This window comes from Verrucosispora sp. WMMC514 (assembly GCF_027497295.1).
GTDB classification, from domain to species: Bacteria; Actinomycetota; Actinomycetes; order Mycobacteriales; family Micromonosporaceae; genus Micromonospora; species Micromonospora palythoicola.
In genome coordinates this window covers 4,520,294-4,537,828 of sequence record NZ_CP114906.1, presented here as the reverse complement: position 1 = coordinate 4,537,828, position 17,535 = coordinate 4,520,294, and the positions used below count along the sequence as shown (strand labels likewise).

General features: G+C 72.4%; 13 protein-coding genes. 6 read left to right on the top strand and 7 right to left on the bottom strand.

The features are described 5' to 3' along the window. Positions 1-3: 3 nt before the first annotated feature. Genes O7597_RS21150 through O7597_RS21140 form a run of 3 tightly spaced genes read right to left on the bottom strand, consistent with a single transcriptional unit; the run spans position 4 to position 3,962 of the window. Entirely contained in the window at positions 4-2,100 is a 2,097-nt protein-coding gene (locus O7597_RS21150) for an iron ABC transporter permease (RefSeq protein WP_332317172.1), read from the bottom strand. Positions 2,101-2,105: 5 nt separating this feature from the next. Further along, a complete protein-coding gene (locus tag O7597_RS21145) occupies positions 2,106-3,089 on the bottom strand; it encodes an iron-siderophore ABC transporter substrate-binding protein (protein WP_269739018.1) in 984 nt (327 codons plus the stop codon). 39 nt (positions 3,090-3,128) lie between these two features. Beyond that, positions 3,129-3,962, bottom strand: coding sequence for an ABC transporter ATP-binding protein (locus O7597_RS21140; RefSeq protein WP_281580498.1), 834 nt, complete (start codon positions 3,960-3,962; stop codon positions 3,129-3,131). 314 nt (positions 3,963-4,276) lie between these two features. On the opposite strand from O7597_RS21140, the gene O7597_RS21135 reads away from it, so the two are divergent. Further along, positions 4,277-5,980, top strand: a complete 1,704-nt coding sequence (locus O7597_RS21135) for a hypothetical protein (RefSeq protein WP_269739020.1) — start codon at positions 4,277-4,279, stop codon at positions 5,978-5,980. Positions 5,981-6,037: 57 nt separating this feature from the next. Here O7597_RS21135 and O7597_RS21130 read toward each other — a convergent pair whose 3' ends face one another. Both O7597_RS21130 and O7597_RS21125 read right to left on the bottom strand, forming a co-directional pair. Beyond that, on the bottom strand, positions 6,038-7,363 hold the full coding sequence (locus O7597_RS21130; protein WP_269739021.1) for a cation:proton antiporter: 1,326 nt from the start codon (positions 7,361-7,363) through the stop codon (positions 6,038-6,040). A 412-nt stretch (positions 7,364-7,775) separates the two neighbouring features. Continuing rightward, a complete protein-coding gene (locus O7597_RS21125; protein WP_269739022.1) occupies positions 7,776-8,354 on the bottom strand; it encodes a hypothetical protein in 579 nt (192 codons plus the stop codon). Between the two features lie 407 nt (positions 8,355-8,761). On the opposite strand from O7597_RS21125, the gene O7597_RS21120 reads away from it, so the two are divergent. The 4 genes from O7597_RS21120 (at position 8,762) to O7597_RS21105 (ending at position 13,826) form a co-directional block, all read left to right on the top strand. After that, positions 8,762-9,730, top strand: a complete 969-nt coding sequence (locus tag O7597_RS21120) for an AraC family transcriptional regulator (RefSeq protein WP_281580497.1) — start codon at positions 8,762-8,764, stop codon at positions 9,728-9,730. Positions 9,731-9,810: 80 nt separating this feature from the next. Further along, the gene (locus O7597_RS21115) at positions 9,811-12,612 is read left to right on the top strand and encodes a LuxR family transcriptional regulator (protein WP_269739024.1); all 2,802 of its coding nucleotides are present in this window, start codon (positions 9,811-9,813) and stop codon (positions 12,610-12,612) included. 142 nt (positions 12,613-12,754) lie between these two features. Next, complete coding sequence (locus O7597_RS21110; protein WP_269739025.1) at positions 12,755-13,279, top strand: hypothetical protein; 525 nt, start codon at positions 12,755-12,757, stop codon at positions 13,277-13,279. 22 nt (positions 13,280-13,301) lie between these two features. After that, positions 13,302-13,826, top strand: a complete 525-nt coding sequence (locus O7597_RS21105; protein ID WP_269739026.1) for a hypothetical protein — start codon at positions 13,302-13,304, stop codon at positions 13,824-13,826. 15 nt (positions 13,827-13,841) lie between these two features. Here the strand turns inward: O7597_RS21105 and O7597_RS21100 are convergent, their stop codons facing one another. Both O7597_RS21100 and O7597_RS21095 read right to left on the bottom strand, forming a co-directional pair. After that, entirely contained in the window at positions 13,842-15,065 is a 1,224-nt protein-coding gene (locus tag O7597_RS21100; RefSeq protein ID WP_281580496.1) for an FUSC family protein, read from the bottom strand. 8 nt (positions 15,066-15,073) lie between these two features. After that, positions 15,074-15,199 carry a hypothetical protein gene (locus O7597_RS21095; RefSeq protein ID WP_269739028.1) on the bottom strand — a complete coding sequence of 42 codons (126 nt, stop codon included), beginning with the start codon at positions 15,197-15,199 and terminating at the stop codon, positions 15,074-15,076. 162 nt (positions 15,200-15,361) lie between these two features. On the opposite strand from O7597_RS21095, the gene O7597_RS21090 reads away from it, so the two are divergent. Continuing rightward, on the top strand, positions 15,362-17,473 hold the full coding sequence (locus O7597_RS21090; RefSeq protein WP_269739029.1) for a cellulase family glycosylhydrolase: 2,112 nt from the start codon (positions 15,362-15,364) through the stop codon (positions 17,471-17,473). Positions 17,474-17,535 lie beyond the last annotated feature (62 nt).

The following is a 17,535-nucleotide window of genomic DNA, read 5'->3' as shown; positions in this document are numbered from 1 at the left end:
CGCTTACCGGGACGGGGTGGCGGCGCGGGACCGCCACAGCAGCCAGACGAAGTAGGGGGTGCCGATCATGGCGGTGACCAGCCCGGCGGGTATCTGAGCCGGAGCGATGACGGTGCGGCCGAGCGTGTCGGCGAGGCTGACCAGGGCCGCGCCGAGCAGCGCGGCGACCGGGAGCACCCGGGTGTGCCGGCCGCCGACGAGAGCCCGGGCCGCGTGCGGAGCGACCAGGCCGACGAAACCGATCACACCGACGGCGGACACCGCCGTCGAGGTGAGCAGGGCCGCCGCGCCGAGCGCGATCAGTCGGGTGCGTTCCAGCCGGACGCCGAGCACCCGTGGGGTGTCGTCGTCGAGCGTCATCAGGTCCAGCTCGCGCCGGGCGGCGACCACGGCCGGCGTGAGCACCAGCAGGGCTATCGCCACCGGCAGCACCTGCGTCGCGGTCCGCCCGTAGGTGGAGCCGGAGAGCCAGGTGAGAGCCTTGCCGGTGTTCCAGGGGTCGAACGCGACGATCATGAAGGTGATCATGGCCATGCCGCCCTGCCAGGCACCGAAGCCGATCAGGACCAGCCGGTCGGAGCTGAGACCACCGCGCCACGCCGCGCCGTACACCAGGGCGAAGGCCAGCATGGCACCGAGTCCGGCGACCCCGGAGACGGCCCAGACGCCGGCCAGCGGCACGAAGGTGAGCAGCGATACCGCGCCCAGTCCGGCCCCGGCGGTGATGCCGAGGATGCCGGGCTCGGCCAGCGGGTTGCGGCAGACCGCCTGCACGGTGGTGCCGGCGACCGCCAGGGCCGCGCCGGCCAGCATCGCCGCGGCGACGCGCGGCCACCGTTGGTCCAGCACGAAGGTGTACGCCGGCCCGGTGCTGCCGTTGATCCAGTTGACGATGTCGCCGAGCAGCAGCCAGGTGTCCCCGGCGAGCATGCCGAGCAGCACCGCCGCGACGGTGACCGTGGCGGCGACCGCCACCACGGTGCGGTGGAAGGCCGCGGAGCGTACGGCGGCGTGGCCGCCGGCGGGGCGGCGGGTGGGGCCGGCGTCGCGGTGCCGACGGGCCAGCCAGATGAGGATGCCCGCGCCGAACAGGGTGGTCACCACGCCGGTCGGGATGTCGACGCCGGCCTGGCCACCCATCAGGGCTCGCAGCAGCACGTCGGAGCCGAGGACGATGATGACGCCGGCCATGCCGGACAGCGGCAGCAGGATCCGGTGCCGGTGGACACCGGGCACCAGGGGGCCGAGCAGCCGGACGATCACCGGCGCGCAGAGGCCGACGAAGCCGACCGGGCCGGTGAGGGTGACCGCCGCGGCGGACAGCAGCACCGCCAGCACGGTGACGACCAGCCGGGTACGGCGTACGTCGATGCCGAGCACGGTGGCCGTGTCGTCGCCGAGGGCGAGGATGTCGAGGCGGTGGCCGAAGAACATCAGCGTCGCCACGGCGGCCACGATCACGGGGGCGAGCTGGGTGAGGGTGTCCAGGTCGCTCTGCACCAGCGAACCGTTGCCCCAGGCGAACAGGCCGATGGTGGCCTGCTCGAACAGCAGGAGCAGCAGCATGGTCACCGAGCTGAGCGCCAGCGCGGTGGCCGAGCCGGCGAGGATCAGCCGGGTGGTGCCGGCCTGGCCGCCGGAGGACATCGCCATGACCAGGCCGGCGGCGGCGAGGCCCCCGCAGAAGGCCAGGCCACCGGCGGGCAACGCGGGCAGCGCGATGCCGAACGCGGCCACCGAGACGATGGCGAGGTGGGCACCGGCGTTGACGGCGAGGGTGTCCGGGGACGCGAGCGGGTTGCGGGCGATCGACTGCAACGCCGCGCCGGCGAAGCCGAGGGCGACACCGATGGTGAGTCCGGCGAGCAGCCGGGGCACCCGGGAGGCGACGAACACCCGGGCGGTCTCGTCGTCACCGCCGGTCAGCAGGCGGAGCAGGTCGAGCGCGCCCACGGTGGAGGTGCCCTGGGTGAGGTGCACCGCCACGACCACCAGCAGCAGCGCGGTGGCCGCGAGGAAGATTCCGACGACGCGCGGAACCGAGGCGCGCCCGGCCGGAGCCGGCTGGACAGCCGGCTCCGGACGCGAGGGCGCGGACAGCATGGTCACCCCGCGTAGGTGGTGACGAGCTGGTCGATGTACTGCTTGCCGGACAGCGGCCCGCCGAAGGTCCAGATTCCGTCGGGCATCCGGTGCAGGTTGCCCTGCTTGACGAAGGGCAGCGACTTCCAGATGGCGTTGCTGTTCAGCCCGTCGGCGAAGACGTCGGTGCCGTCCGAGGCGTTGTAGAAGAAGTGCAGGTCCGGGCTCTTGAGCACGGTCAGGCCCTCGACGTCGGTCTGACCCAGGCCCCACGCCGGGTCGGTCTCGCCGGTCCACGCGTTGGTGAGGCCGAGCTGGATGCCGATCTGGGAGACCAGCGCGCCCTCGCCGAACATCCGGATGCTGACCGTGCTGCCTTCCTTCCAGCCGTCGGCGATGGCGAACGGCTTGCCGGCGGCACCGGCGTCGGCGATCTTCTTCTTGCCGTCGGCGATGGCGGCGTCGAAGTCGGCGAGCAGTTTCTCCGCCTCGGCGGTCTTGCCGACCGCGGCGGCGATCATGTTCAGGTCGGCCCGCATCCGGCCGAGGTTGTCCGAGGCGTCGCTGCCCTTGGTCACGACGACCGGGACGTACTTCTCCAGCTGGGTGATGACGTTGGCACCCCGGTCGTCCTCCATGACCACGAGGTCGGGCTGCAACGCCACGATGGAGTCGATGCTCGGCTCGCCGCGGGTGCCGACGTCCTTGACGCCCGGGTCGAGCTTGGCAGCGCTGACCCAGGTCGCGTACCCCTCGGGGTCGGCGACGCCGACCGGCATGACGCCGAGACTGACGAGCATCTCGACCTCGCCCCATTCGAGACCGACAACCTTGGTCGCGGGGGCGTCGAGCTTGACCTCCTTGCCGCGGCTGTCGGTGACGGTGACCGGGCCGCTGGCGGCGGAGGTGGCGGCGGCGGGCTCGGTGGTGTTCTCGGTGGTGCCGCAGGCGGCCAGCAGCACCGCGGTGGCGGCAGCCAGCAGGGCGGTTACACGGGTACGGGACATGATGTTCTTTCTCGGGTGGGTGTCGTGACCGGTCTGTGCTCAGACCGGGACTCGGGCCAGGTGTCGGCCCACAGGGCGAGTCGTCACCAACCCGCTGAGCGGGTCGGTGCTGACCTCGATCCGGATGCCGTAGGTCTCGGTCAGATCCGGTTCGGTGAAGACCTCGACCGGGGTGCCGGTGGCGCGGACCCGGCCACCGTGCAGCAGGACCACCTCGTCGGCCACCGCGGCGGCCTGGTTGAGGTCGTGCAGCACGACGCCGACCGCGACGCCGTGGTCGTCGGCGAGGTCACGCATCAGGTCGAGAATCCCGACCTGATACCGCAGATCGAGGAAGGTGGTGGGCTCGTCGAGCAGCAGCACCGGGGTGTCCTGGGCCAGGCAGGTGGCCAACCAGACCCGCTGCAACTCGCCACCGGAGAGCTCGTCCACCGGCCGACCGGCCATCACACTGACGCCGGTGACCTCCATGGCGCGGGCGATGGCGCCCGGGCCGTCCGGGTCGTCCGCGCGCCACCGGCCCCGGTAGGGGTGGCGGCCGTAGCCGACGACGTCGCGGACGGTGACGCCGTTGGGGACCGGCCTGCTCTGGGCGAGCAGGGTGACCCGGCGGGCGTACTCCTTGGCGGGCAGGCCCGCGGCGGCGATGCCGTCGGCGAACAGCACGCTGCCGCGGTCCACCGGATGGAGCCGGGCCAGCGCCCGCAACAGGGTGGACTTGCCACTGCCGTTGGGGCCGACGAGAGCGGTCACCGTGCCGGCACGCAGGGCGATACCCGCGCCGTGCACCACCGTCGTGCCGTGGTAGCCCAGGCACAGGTCGACACCGCGTAGGCTCTGCTCGGCGTCGTTCGACATCAGTCCGCTCGACATATGGTTAGGCTAACCTAACCTAATTGCCTGTCAAGACGTGGGTCCGTCTCACCCTTCCGAACCCCGACCGTCACTCGGCGTTGCTGGACCGCCGTCGATGCGCCGAGCCGCCTCGCCGGCCAGCCCCGGTGGCGCACGCCGTGACGAGCCGCCACCTGCGATCGGGCCGGGACGCCGATGCCGGGCCACCCGTCAGGCGGCCCGAAATCCGTACCGGGGTGGGACGACAGAGCAGTCGGAGCAGCGGTAACGTTGCGCGTCATCCGCCGCCGGCCCGCCGGCGTGGCGCTCTTCGATCCTACGGAGGATGGGGCATGTCCATCGGCGAGGAACCGTTCGCAGTCCGCGACGACCTGGCCTCGCGGCCGAACTTCGAGGTCGCCCTGCGTGGGTACGACAAACGGCAGGTGGAACGCTACGTCGAGCAGATCGACGGCCGGCTCGCCGCGGTCTCGGCGGAACGGGACCGGGCCACCGCCCAGCTACGGGAGCTGACCGGAAAGCTTCAGGCGGTGCAGGGCGAGATGGCCGAGCTGCGGCAGCGACCGGCGCAAGTGGACAAGGCCACCTTCCAGGACGTCGGCCCGATGGTCGGCCAGATCCTGGACCTGGCCGAGAAGCAGGCCGCGGCGATCATCGAGACGCACAGCCAGCGGGCCACCAAGCTCCAGGCGGAGGCGGAGAAGACGCTCGCCAACGCGCGGGAACGCACGGTCAAGGCGCTTGCCGACCTCGAGGAGGAGCTGGCCGGCCGGCGGGCCGAGCACGAGAAGACGTACGAGGAGCTGCGGGCCGCCGCCGACGCGGAGCTGGCCGAGAGCCGCGAGCGGGCCGACAAGCTGCGCGCCGACGGGGAGGCCGCGCACGAGCGCGCGCAACAGGAGGCGCAGCGGATCGGCGAGCAGTGCCGCCAGCAGGTCGAGCAGGCCCGCTCGGCGGCGGAGGCGCTCACCACCTCGGCGCGTACCCAGATCCACCAGGAGATCCAGGCGGCCCGGTCGAAGAGCCAGCAGGAGCTGGCGCAGTGGCGGGCCACGGTCGAGGAGGAGCTGGCCGAGCGGCGGGCCACGGCCGAGGAGGACCTGGCCGAGCAGCGGGCGGCCGTCGAGCGCGAGCTGGCCGCGCAGCGGTCCGCCGCCGAGCAGCGGGTCAGCTCGATGATCGCCGACGCCCAGCAGTACTCGGCGGAGATCCGCAAGCGCGCCGACGAGCAGGCGGCCGAGGTACGCAAGCTCAGCGACGAGCAGGCCGCGGCGGCCGAGGAACAGCTGCACGCCGTCCAGCTCGAGGTCGGGGAGCAGCGTCAGGCCCTGGCCCAGCTGCACGAGCAGTTGGACGACGCCGAGCAGCAACTCGACGCCGCCCGCCGCACCAAGGACGCCACCGAGACCGAGCTGACCCGGCTGCGGCAGTTGCTGGAGGAGACCAGCCACGAACTCGTGGCGGAGCGCCAGCGGCTGGACGAGGTGCGCCGGGCGGCCGAGGCCGCCGAGCGGCACGCCAAGGAGACCCGGGCCCGGGTGCAGCGGGAGGCCAAGCGGGTCGCCGATCTGGCGGCCGCGGCGGTGATGGCCGCGGCGGCCGGTGGCGGCGAGACCGCCGAGTACCCGATGGTGGCCGCCCGACTCGGGGTGTCCCGAACCGGTGGCGACGCCGCCGCGGCGGGCGATGGCGAGGTGGCCTCGGCGGCCGGTGGTCGGGCCGAGGACGTGGCCACCGAAGCCGAGGGTGACGCCGAGCGGGCCGGGTCGGATCCACAACGCACGGTCACCGACGCCACCGACCCGGCGGGTCGGGAGCGCAACGGCGTGGCCGGCGGCCGACCGGGTCACCCGCAGCCGGAGCACGGCGCACGTCCCGTGGTGGATCCGGTGGCTCGCGCGGCGGCCGCGGTGGCGGCAGGTGGGCCGGGTGGCATCGACTGGTTCGCCGGTCAGGCCGGGAACCAGCAGTCCGAGGCGGAGGAACCGCCGGCCGCGACCGCGGCCGACCGGGCGCCGGAACCCGCGGCGAACTGAGCGCGACCGACGACGGGCCGCCCACCCCCGAACGACGGGGTGGGCGGCCCGCTGCGGTCAGGACCGGCTGGTTGCCAGTTCCGGCTCCCGCGCGGTCGGATCCGGCACCAGTCCGGAGGGGCCGTAGACCAGACCCTTGCGCCGTGCGCCCCGCTCGAACAGCCGGTGCAACGGAGTCGCGGCGAAGGTGGTCACGATGGCCATGATGGCCAGCACCGTGTAGAGCTGTTGGCTCACCAGGCCGGCGGAGAGCCCGATGTTGAGCAGGATCAGCTCCATCAGCCCTCGGGCGTTGGCCAGTGCGCCCATCGACCCGGCCTCCCGCCAGGTCATGCCCTGCCACCGGGCCGCGAGCCCGACGGCGCCGAACTTGCCCAGGAAGGAGGCCGCCAGTACCACGGCGGCGACCAGCAGCACGGACGGCTCGAAGATGAGGCTGAGCTTGGTGTTCAGCCCGGAGTAGATGAAGAAGGCCGGTAGCAGCAGGTACGCGGCGAGCGGCTCGGCCCGTTCCCGGAGCGCGTCGACGAAGCGCCCCCGCGGCATGACCGCACCCGCGACGAAGGCACCGAAGACCGAGTAGATGCCGACGAAGTCGGTGAACCAGGCGGCGAGGAGCACCACCGTCAGCGTGACGGTCAGCGGCCCCACCGGCAGTGCCGCCGTCTCACCGACGGCGCGTCGGCTCTCGGCCCAGCCGTCGAGTCGGCGCAGCAACGGCCGACCCACGAAGATCATGAACAGCAGGAACGCCAGCCCACCACCGAGGGCCACCACACCGCCGCCGATCCCGCCGGCGGCCGTGGCCACCACGATCGCCAGGAGCACCCAGGCGCACGCGTCGTCCGAGGCCGCGCAGGCCAGGGCCATCGTACCGAGCCGGGTGCGCAGCAGACCCGAGTCGTACACGATCCACGCCAGCATGGGGAACGCGGTGATGGCGATGGCCGAGGCGATGAACAGTGCGCCCTGCCAGGGGGCCACCCCGGCGCTGAAGTACTCGTCACTGTGGACGGTAAGCCACCAGCCGAGCACGCCACCGAGCAGCAGCGGCACGCCGAGCCCGGCCGAGGCGGTGGCCCCGGCCTGCCGGACGTGCCCACGGAGAATACCCAGATCGAACGAGCAACCGACCAGAAACATGTAGACGACGAGGCCGAGTTGCCCGATGACATAAATAGCGGTCAGCGAGGGGTGCGGTATGGCCTCGCCGCCGACCTGCAATGTCAGCGGGAACATCCATTCTTGCGCCGCCGGCCACAACAGCCCGAACAGCGACGGGCCCAGCAGGAAACCGGCGACCATGATGGCCACCACCTGCACCTGCCCCAACCTGCGAAACAGCGGCCAGATCAGTCGATAGACGGCCAGAATCACGGCCATCTGCAGAAAAAGATGCATGGCAATTTCGAGCATCGAAGGCATGAGCCATCCACTTCTCGATTGACACGGCAACGGAAACAGCGCTCGACCGAAATTCCCCCCGGAGGAATTATCGACGATGCTAGATCCGGTCCGGAGCCGCGACAAGAGTGGCTCGGCGTCCTCGGCCGTCCGGTGGCGGACACTTCACGACCCGGCCCGGTTGCCACCCCGGTACCACCGGTGGAAACGACGAAAGGTCTGGTTGGTCGAGTCTCTCTCCGCTCTCCAGAAGGGACCTTCCCCCGCACCCGGCGAGGTTCGCTCGATATCGGGTCGGCTGGGACGCCGACCGGTGACACCGCCGCGCCCGGGGGTCACGGGCTCATCCGAGACCGGGACCACCGGACGCGGCATACGGCCGCCGGGCCGGTCAGAACGGCCGGCGTGGCAGCCAGCCGAGGAAGCGGTTGCGCGCCCGGGCCAGCGGCAGTCCGGGCAGGTCCCGGGCGGCGGCGAGCAGACAGGAGCCCAGGTAGACCGCGAGCGCGGCGCGGGCCCCGCCGAACTCCGCGAGCAGTTGACTCTGCTTGATCGCGCACGGCCACTCCTGCCCGCAGCCGGTGCAGGTCCAACTCGGCGGCGAGGGCAGGTGCTCCGGTGGCTTGGCGGAGCGGTAACGCACGGCGGCACTGTTGCGTCGGCCGACCCGGGTCGGCAATCGGTACGGACCGCCCGACGCGGGATGTCGATCGGTGAACAGTTCCCGACGGGCCAGTCCGAGCGCCCCGCCCACCCGGACCAGCGCGTCCGGCCCCGGGCGATAGCCGACCACGGCACCCAGCAGGTGGTGACCCAGCAGATCGAAGGCGTCCGGCCCGAGGGCGAGATCGCGACAGAGCGCGATCAGTCGCGTCGGTGCCACCACCCGCTGCGCCACCAGGGCGCAGCGCAGCACCTCCCGCAGCGCTCCACCCAGGTCGGACAGGCGGGATCCCACGATGCCGGTCAAGTCTGTCTCACCGGCGACCCGCCGGAGTGCCTCAGCCGTCGCCAGTCGGACGATGTCAGTCGGATCCTTGGTCTCCAACGCCCCACCCCTATCCGTTAGGCGAACAATTGCCCTTGTTCGACACCCTTCGCATGATCACGGCCACGGACGGTTGCTGGCTAGCCCGGATCGCGCAAGCCGGACCGCACCGACTAGCCCGAAAACGAAACTCCCCTGACATCGACAACGAGCGAGATCCACCGGCGCGACGGATGTGCCACGAAAACTTCATGGGACTCCTTCCTTTGTGGATACCATCGATGGGAATCCTGGCTCCGCATGTCCTACCGCTCTCCGGATCCACCACGTCCCGTCGGGTGCCGTCCCGGCGTGCCGAAGCGCCCTCCGTCCAGGTCGATGGAGACGTATTGAAGACGAAGGTGCCGACCACCCACCGGTTCGACAGCGGCGACCCGGAAACGATCCACGACTACCTGGCCCACGCCTACCACTCCACGCTCACCATCCGCGCGGCCGTCGACGCCCGCTACCGGTTCCGCCACCACCGGGTGGACGCGGGCTCGTTCTGGTGGGAGACGTTGGACCAGTCCACCCAGCTCGATATCGATGTCTGCCCGTCCACCGCCCTGGTGATCTGCGAGGTCGTCAGCGGGCGCGTCGACCGCTCCTGCGCCGGTGCGCACGGACGGTTCGGGCCGGGCGACGTCTTCCTCGCCACCCTGCCCGACCTGGCCTGCTCAATGCGCTGGCTGCCCGGCAGGATCACCGCCTGTCTGCTGAGTCCCTCCGTGCTGGACCGGGTGACCGGCACCGCGCCCGCCGGCCGGGCGAGCAGGATCCGGTTCACCGGGCTGATCCCCGCCATCCCGGCCCTGGCCGGTCTGTGGCGACACACCACGAGCTACCTCCACCACGTCGTGCTGGGCAATCCATACGCGTACCGCGAGCCCCTGGTGATCGCCAACGCGGCCCGGATGCTGGCCGCGTCGGCCCTGGCGGTCTTCCCGCACACCAGCGCGGGCTGGTCGTCCACCCTCGACCAACGGGCCGCCACCACCGCCACGCTGCGCCGGGCGACGGCGTTCATCGAGGAGTACGCCGACCGCGACATCGGTGCGGCCGACATCGCCGCCGCCGCCCAGGTCTCGTTGCGGACCCTGCAACTGGCGTTCCGCCGGCACCTCGACACCACCCCGATGGCGTACCTGCGTCGGGTCCGGCTCGACCGCGCCCACCGCGACCTGATGCAGGCCGACCCGCGGCGGGAAACCGTCTCGGCGATCGCCTCGCGGTGGGGGTTCCTCAGCCACAGCCGGTTCACCGCGCGCTACCACGCCACCTACGGGTTCCCGCCCAGCCGCACCCTGCACGCCTGACGGCCGCGCTGGCCGACCGCCAGGGGCGGGCCACCGTCCGCATGATGGCCGCCCCACCGCATCAATGCCAGAATCGCACCATGCGGGGTACGCTCGTCGGCCGCGACGGGGTGTTCGATCAGTCCTGGCGCGCACTGCGCGAGCCGGGCTCGGTGCTGTTGGAGGGCCCGGCCGGCATCGGCAAGACGACGGTGCTCCGGGAACTGGTCACCGAGGCGAATCGGGCCGGCTGGTCGGTGCTGAGCTGCTCCCCGACCGAGTGCGAGACCGAGCTGCCCTTCGCCGCCCTCGCCGACCTGCTCCGCCCACTGGCGGACCTGGTGGCGGCGCTGCCCCGCCCACAGCGGGTCGCGGCCGAGGTGGTGCTGCTCCTGCGGGACAGCGACGAGACCATCGACGAGCGCGTGGTCGGTGCCGCCACCCGCTCGCTGCTGGAGGCGGCCCTCGCCGCCGGCCGGCCGGTGCTGGTCGCCGTGGACGACGCGCCGTGGCTGGACCGGCCGAGCGAACGAGCGCTGCGGTTCGCGCTTCGCCGGGTCGGGCCCGGGCTGTCCATCCTGGTCAGCTGCCGCACCGACAACACCCCGGCGCCGCGGATCGCGCCACTCGGGCTCGACGCCGGGCCCGGCCGACTGACCCGGCTGACCCTGGCCCCGCTGGGCGTGGGTGCCCTGCACCACCTGCTGCGGGAGCGGGTCGGCGCCGCCCTGAGTCGTTCGCTGCTGGCCCGGATCGCCCGGGAGGCCGCCGGCAACCCCCTCGTCGCCATCGAGGTGACCCGCGCGGTGCAGCGCCTGCCGCAACCCCCGGAACCGGCACAGGACCTGCCGGTGGCCTCCTCGATGCACCAGCTCCTCGGCGAGGTGCTCGCCCGGCTGCCGACCGGCTGCCGGGACGCCGTACGGCTGGCGGCCCTGCTGGGCGTACCGCTGCTTCGGGACCTGGCCGCGGCGGGGATCTCCCCCGCGCTGTTCGACGCCGCGGAGGAGGCCGGGTTGCTCGTGGTCGGGGCGGCCCGGGTGGAGTTCACCCATCCGGTCTACGCCGCCGCGGTCCGCGCCGGCATCCCGCCCGGCGTCCGGCGTGGCCTGCACCGCAGGCTGGCCGAGGTGGTCACCGATCCGGACGAACGGGTCCGGCACCTGGCCCTGTGCAGCACCTCGCCGGATCCGGTGGTCGCCGACGCCCTCGCCGCGGCTGCCGCCCGGCAGTACGCGCGGGGTGCGCCGGAGGCCGCCGCGAACCTGTACGAGTCGGCCGCGCGGCTCACCCCCGCCGACGACGAGGCCGATCGTGGCCAGCGGCTGTTGGCGGCGGCCCGGTGTCGCTTCGGATGCGGCGACCATCCCGGGGCACGGGTCGCCGCCGAGGCGGTGGCCGCCGGGTTCGACGGCGACGTCCGGGCGGAGGCGCTGCTGCTGCGCGCGGTGGTCGCGTGGAGTGCCGACGAGTCCGGCGGTACGGCGGTCGAGGCAGCCGGCCGGGCGCTGGCCGCGACCCGTCCGGATGCCCCGCTGGCCGGCCGGATCCACGCCCACCTGGCGCTCTTCGTCGACCTGCCGGATCCGGCGCGGGCCCACGCCGAGGCCGCCATCGCCCTGCTCACCGGTGCCGGTGGGGACCGCACGCTGCTCGCCGCGGCGCTGTTGCACCTGTTCTTCAACGAGGTACGCGCCGGTGAACCGCCCCGCGTCGAACTGCTCGACCGGGCGCTGGAGATGGAGGGGCCAGAACCGTCCTGGCTCGCCGGCACGATCCCGGCGATCTGGTGGAAGTCGATCGACGATCCGGCGCGGGCCCGACGACGGCTGGGCCGGATGCTCGACCTGGCGGCGGCCCGGTGCGACGAGCCCTCGCAGTACGACCTGCTCAAACACCTCGGCGAGACCGAGCTGCTCGCCGGCCGGTGGTCGACCGCCGAACGGCACATCGCGGCCGCCCGGGAACTCGGCGAGCTGCTGGGCACCGAGGCGACCGCGGAGATCTGGCTGGCCGGGCTGCTCGACGCGTTGCGCGGCCGGCTCGACGTGGCGCAGCGGGTGGCCGAGCAGGGGCTGCGACTGGGTGAGCGGCTCGACGACGACTGGTGTCGGCGGATCCACCTGCAACTGGGCGCCTTCGTGGCGCTCTGCGCTGGCCGGATGGCCGACGCCGCGACCGGATACGGTCGGCTCGCCGCGACGGTCGACCGGATGGGTCTGGTCGAGCCGCTGGCACAGCGCTTCGAGCCCGACTGGATCGAGGCCTGCGTGGGTGCCGGTGACCTCGTCACGGCGCGGGACGCCCTGGCCCGGCTGGCGGAGCGGCACCGGCGGTTACCCCGGCCCTGGACGCGGCTGGGGCTCGCGCGCAGCCGGGCCCTGCTGGCCAGCGCCAGCGGCGCCGACCCGTCGGTCGCCCTGGACGAACTGACCGCCGCGCGGTCCGCCGTACCGCCGGAGGTGCTGCCGCTGGACCGGGCCAGGTGTCTGCTGGTCGAGGGCGTGGTGCACCGCCGGTCCCGCCGCAAGCGCCCGGCCAGGGAGGCACTGGCCGCCGCGGCGGCCGAGTTCGACGCGCTGGGCGCGACCGTGTTCGGCGGGCGGGCCCGGGCCGAGGCCGCCCGGCTCGGCGGACGGCCGCCCGCACCGTCGGACCTCACCGCCACCGAGGAGCGGGTCGCCCGGCTCGCCGCACAGGGACGGACCAGCCGGGCCATCGCCGACGAACTGTTCGTCAGCCCGAAGACCGTCGAGACCAACCTGTCCCGGGTCTACCGCAAGCTGGGCATCTCCCGTCGGGCGGAACTGGGCGCCGCGCTGGCCCGGGTCGGTGGCGCCGACGAACAGGCGCGCCGGTCGACGGCCACCGCCGGTACGCCGGCCGGCGCGGTCAAAGGCTAGGGAAACGCCGGATTCATCCACGGCCGGGTGGTCGTAGCGTCGAGCTGTCACTCCCGCCGGACCGGCTTCTCACCGGCGCGATCCCACACCATGTCGAGCTGCCCGGCCCGGTCGCGGCCGGTGTCCGAAGGGAACCGAACACGTGCGTCGACTGATCATGCCCGTGGTGGTGGTGGCCGCGCTCGCGCTGACCGGCTGCGACAGCGCGGACCCTGCGCCACCGGCGGCCGGCCCCGGCGCGGACGCCGACGCGGAGACCGACCTCGACCTGCCCGCCGACGGTGCCGGCAACCAGACCCCGGCCTGCCCGTTCACCGCGGCCCAGGTCTCCGAGCTGGTCGGCCAGTCGATGGTCGACGACGGCAACTGCAGCTTCGGCGACGGCAAGGGGGTGGCGGCGCTGTCCGTGACGACCGCTTCCCAGTTGGCCGGCGAGACGACCTACGACTTTCAGCGCCAGCAGGCCGAGCAGAGCTACCAGACGGTGACGGACCTCGACGGCGACGGTAAGGGTTACCTGGCGGTCAAGGACATCGGCGCCGAGGCGGTGCTGGTCGGCGGTGCCGGCAGCTTCACCGTGACGTTGAGCAGCTTCGAGCGTCTCGGCGCGGAGCCCGACGGCTACGCGCAGGCGCTGCGCCGGCTGCTCGACGCCCTGCCCCGGTGACACCAGCCCCGAGGAGACGACCGTGAGGTACCTCAAGCTCACCGCGGCGGCCGCTGCCGTCGCCGTGCTCACCGCCTGCGGCGGCAGCGCCGAACCGGCTGCCGCCCCGCCGCCACCGACCGAGGTGGCGGAGCCGGCACCGCCCAGCGAGGCGACCGAGCCGGAGCCGTCGACCGAGGCACCGCAGGTCGACGCCTGTGCCCTGGTGCCCAAGGAGGACGCCGAGAAGCTGGCCGGCACCCGCCTGGAGGATCCGGTGCCGGTCCGCGAGACCTGCACCTACACCGGGCCGACGTCGGGGCCGTTGGCGCAGGTGGAGGTGTACGTGGGCGACGGGGCCAAGAAGATCCTCGACGTCGACCGTGACCTCGACCATGAGTTCGAGACGCTGTCCGGAATCGGGGACGAGGCGTACCTGGAGGACGGCGCGGTCTTCTTCCAGGCCGCCGGGGTGTGGGTGGCGATCCGGCTGGTCCGGCTCGACGACCCGGCGAAGTACGACAAGCCACTGACCGAGCTGGCCCGGACGGTCGCCGGACGGCTCTGAGTCCGGCCGGGCCGATCACGCCGCCTTCCGTTCGGCAGGCGACGGCTCCCCCTCCTCACTCCGCAGCTCGTGACGCTGCGCCTCGAAGCGTCGCCGGATCACCGCGACGGCCTCCTCCTCGTGGCAGCCGAGGCTGCGCAGCAGGTCGGTGGCGACGGTACGGATCTGGGCCACCACCACGCTGCCGGAGAAGCCGACCCCATCCTCGTACGCCTCCGCGGCCCGGTCGACCGCCTTGAGGACCAACTGCTCGGACCGGTTCGTCTGATGCCCGCTCTCCGCCTCGACCTGCAACAACGCCAGGGCGTCACCGAAGTAGTGCACCGCGGCGGCCAGCCCGGCCGGGATCGGTTCGCCGTCACGGACCGCGGTGGCCGCCCGGCGCAGCATCTCCTGACCGCCCCCGACGGACAGGTCGAGGTAGCGGGTACCGCGTTGGTAGTGCTCGAACTCTCGCCGCCGGTGCCAGCGGGCCGGCGACACCGCCACCGCCTCCCCCGCACCGGAGACGGCGTCGTTGAGCAGGGCCAGTTGAGGGGTCAGGCCGTACAGCCCGTCACGAGCCCGGGCCACCGCCCCGGCGTCACCCCGGGACATCCCGTCCGCGGCGTTGTGCAGGTGCTCGATCAGTGCGGCGAAGAGGGGGCGGGCGGCCCGCTGGATGATGCGCACCGGGTTGACCGGCAGTAAGGCCACCACGACCACGGCGGAGATCGCACCGATGACCGCGTCGATGACCCGCGGCACCTCCAGCCCTCGCTGGATCGGCGAGAGGGTGGCGATCAGCACCGCCGTACCGCCGGCCTGGGTGACCACCGCGCCACCCCGGCTCATCGTCAGCGCGAGCAGGATGGCCAGGGTGACCACGGTGCCGATCTGCCAGGGACCGGTGCCGATCACCATGATCAGCGCGTCGCCCACCAGCAGGCCGGCCAGCACGCCGACCAGCAGTTCGAGAGTGCGGCGGGTCCGCCGCCCGATCGCGGCGGCGATGGTGCCGACGGCGGCGCTGGGCGCGAACACCGGCGACGGGTGGTTCAGCAGCTCGTGCGCCAGCGTCCAGGCGAGCGCGGCGGCCACCCCGGACTGCACCGCGAGGATGGCGTACAGCTCCAGGCTCCGGCGTCGCTCCCGCCAATTGATCTTCCGGCTGATGCCGCCGACCGTCTCGGCGACCCCGGCCTCGAACCGGTCACCGGCACGACGCGCCCAGCCCCGGTCGTCCTCCGCCCCCGCCACACCGCCGACTACCCCACGAGGGTGCGCTCATTCGCCGCCGGCCGGACCAGTGCCGCCCGGCTCCGGCTGCCGCCACCGAGCCGCTGGCCGTCGGTTCCACCCTTGCGGTACGACCGGCAACCCTGTTTGCCCATCGGGTCACCTTCCCCACCTGGAGAGAAAGGGTTGAGATCGCGAATCGTCGATTGACAAAGTTGATGATCCCAACTTATGGTGCGAGCCGGCCGGATGTTTCCGGTGGACCGGCGGCGCCCGGCCAGCCACCCCGTTGACACCATCACCACGCGAGGAGCGTCATGGCTGGGCTGAAGGGCACACTCCGCAGGACACGATGGCGATTCGGCCTGGTCGCCAGCGGTATCGCCGCACTACTCGCCGGTGCCGGCCTGATCACCGCCGGCACCGCCCACGCGGCGGCCGGATGCCGGGTGACGTACTCCGCCCCCAGCCAGTGGCCGGGCGGGTTCACCGCGAACGTCGCGGTGACGAACCTCGGTGACCCACTGAACGGCTGGCGACTGACCTGGACGTTCCCCTCCGGGCAGCGGGTCACCCAGGCCTGGAACGCCACGGTCACCTCGTCCGGCAACGACGTCACCGCCAGCAACGTCGGCTACAACGCCGCGCTGGGCACCAACCAGACCGTGTCGTTCGGCTTCAACGGGTCGTGGTCGGGCAGCAACACGACACCGACCACGTTCGCCCTCAACGGCGTCACCTGCACCGGCAGCGTCGGCACCACCCCGCCGCCGACCACCACCCCGCCGCCGAGCACGCCCCCGCCGACGACCCCGCCGCCCACGTCGCCGCCGGCCGGCGACCCGATGGCCTACGTGGCCGCGATGCAGCCCGGCTGGAACCTCGGCAACACCTTCGACGCGGTCGGCGCCGACGAGACCGCGTGGGGCAACCCGCGCGTCACCCAGGCACAGCTCGACGCCATCCGGGCACAGGGCTTCAACAGCATCCGCATCCCGGTGACCTGGAGCAACCACCACGGCCCCGCCCCGTCGTACACCATCGACGCGGCCTGGCTGAACCGCGTCAAGGAGGTCGTCGGCTGGGCCCTGGACGACGGCTTCTACGTGATGATCAACCTGCACCACGACTCGTGGCAGTGGATCAACGAGATGCCGACGAACCGGACCACGGTGCTCAACCGCTACAACGCGCTGTGGACCCAGATCGCCGCCGCGTTCCGGGACCACTCGCCGAGGCTGCACTTCGAGAGCGTCAACGAGCCGCAGTTCGCCAACAGCTCCGGCGACGCCCAGAACGCGGAGCTGCTGCACGAGTTGAACGTCAACTTCCACCGGATCGTGCGCGCCTCCGGCGGCGTCAACGCCACCCGGATGCTGGTCCTGCCGACCCTGCACACCTCCTCCGAGCAGGCCCGGATCAACGAGCTGACCACGACGATCAACCAGCTCAACGACCGCAACCTGATCGCCACCGTGCACTTCTACGGCTACTGGCCGTTCAGCGTCAACGTGGCCGGCGGCACCCGCTTCGACGCCACCACCCAGCAGGACCTGACCGACTCGTTCGACCGGGTGCACAACGCCTTCGTGACCCGCAACATCCCGGTCGTGATCGGCGAGTACGGGCTGCTCGGCTTCGACCGGCACACCGGCACCATCCAGCAGGGCGAGAAGCTCAAGTTCTTCGAGTTCCTCGGCCACTACGCCCGGACCAAGCGGATCACCACCCAGCTCTGGGACAACGGCCAGCACTTCGACCGGGTCGCCTTCCAGTGGAAGGACCCGGAGCTGTGGGCCCAGATCAGGTCGAGCTGGACCACCCGTTCCGGCACCGCGTCGTCCGACCAGGTGTACGTGCCGCGTACCGGTTCGATCACCGCGAAGTCGTTGACCCTCAACCTGAACGGCACCACCTTCTCCGGGTTGCGCCAGGGCAGCACCAACCTGGTGCAGGGCACCGACTACACGGTTTCCGGCAACCAGCTCACCATCACCGCGAGCGCGCTCACCCGGCTGGTCGGCAACCGGGCGTACGGGGTCAACGCCAGCCTCCAGGCCCGGTTCTCGGCCGGCGTGCCCTGGCGGATCGACGTGATCACCTACGACACGCCGGTGCTGTCCAACGCCACCGGCACGACCGCAGCGTTCGCCATCCCCACCCAGTTCCGCGGCGACCAGCTCGCCACCATGGAGGCGAGGTACGCCGACGGCAGCAACGCCGGCCCACACGACTGGACGTCGTTCAAGGAGTTCGACGTGGCCTTCTCACCCGACTACCCGGGTAACCGGATCACGTTGACCGACACCTTCTTCGGCGAGGTCCGCGACGGTGCGCCGGTCACCCTCACCTTCCACTTCTGGAGCGGCGCCCAGGTCACCTACCGCGTCACCAGGTCCGGCAGCAACGTCACCGGGGTCACCGGCTGACCGGCCCGCGCCACCGGCCGCCCACCGGGTGGCCGGTGGCGCGCGGCGGTCATCATGGGCTC

What these genes read in the sequence shown, in the direction of transcription:
- O7597_RS21145 (WP_269739018.1), bottom strand. Translation starts at nt 3,089, where the DNA reads ATGTCCCGTACCCGTGTAACCGCCCTGCTGGCTGCCGCCACCGCGGTG.
- O7597_RS21140 (WP_281580498.1), bottom strand. Translation starts at nt 3,962, where the DNA reads ATGTCGAGCGGACTGATGTCGAACGACGCCGAGCAGAGCCTACGCGGT.
- O7597_RS21135 (WP_269739020.1), top strand. Translation starts at nt 4,277, where the DNA reads ATGTCCATCGGCGAGGAACCGTTCGCAGTCCGCGACGACCTGGCCTCG.
- O7597_RS21130 (WP_269739021.1), bottom strand. Translation starts at nt 7,363, where the DNA reads ATGGCCGTGATTCTGGCCGTCTATCGACTGATCTGGCCGCTGTTTCGC.
- O7597_RS21115 (WP_269739024.1), top strand. Translation starts at nt 9,811, where the DNA reads ATGCGGGGTACGCTCGTCGGCCGCGACGGGGTGTTCGATCAGTCCTGG.
- O7597_RS21095 (WP_269739028.1), bottom strand. Translation starts at nt 15,199, where the DNA reads ATGGGCAAACAGGGTTGCCGGTCGTACCGCAAGGGTGGAACCGACGGC.
- O7597_RS21090 (WP_269739029.1), top strand. Translation starts at nt 15,362, where the DNA reads ATGGCTGGGCTGAAGGGCACACTCCGCAGGACACGATGGCGATTCGGC.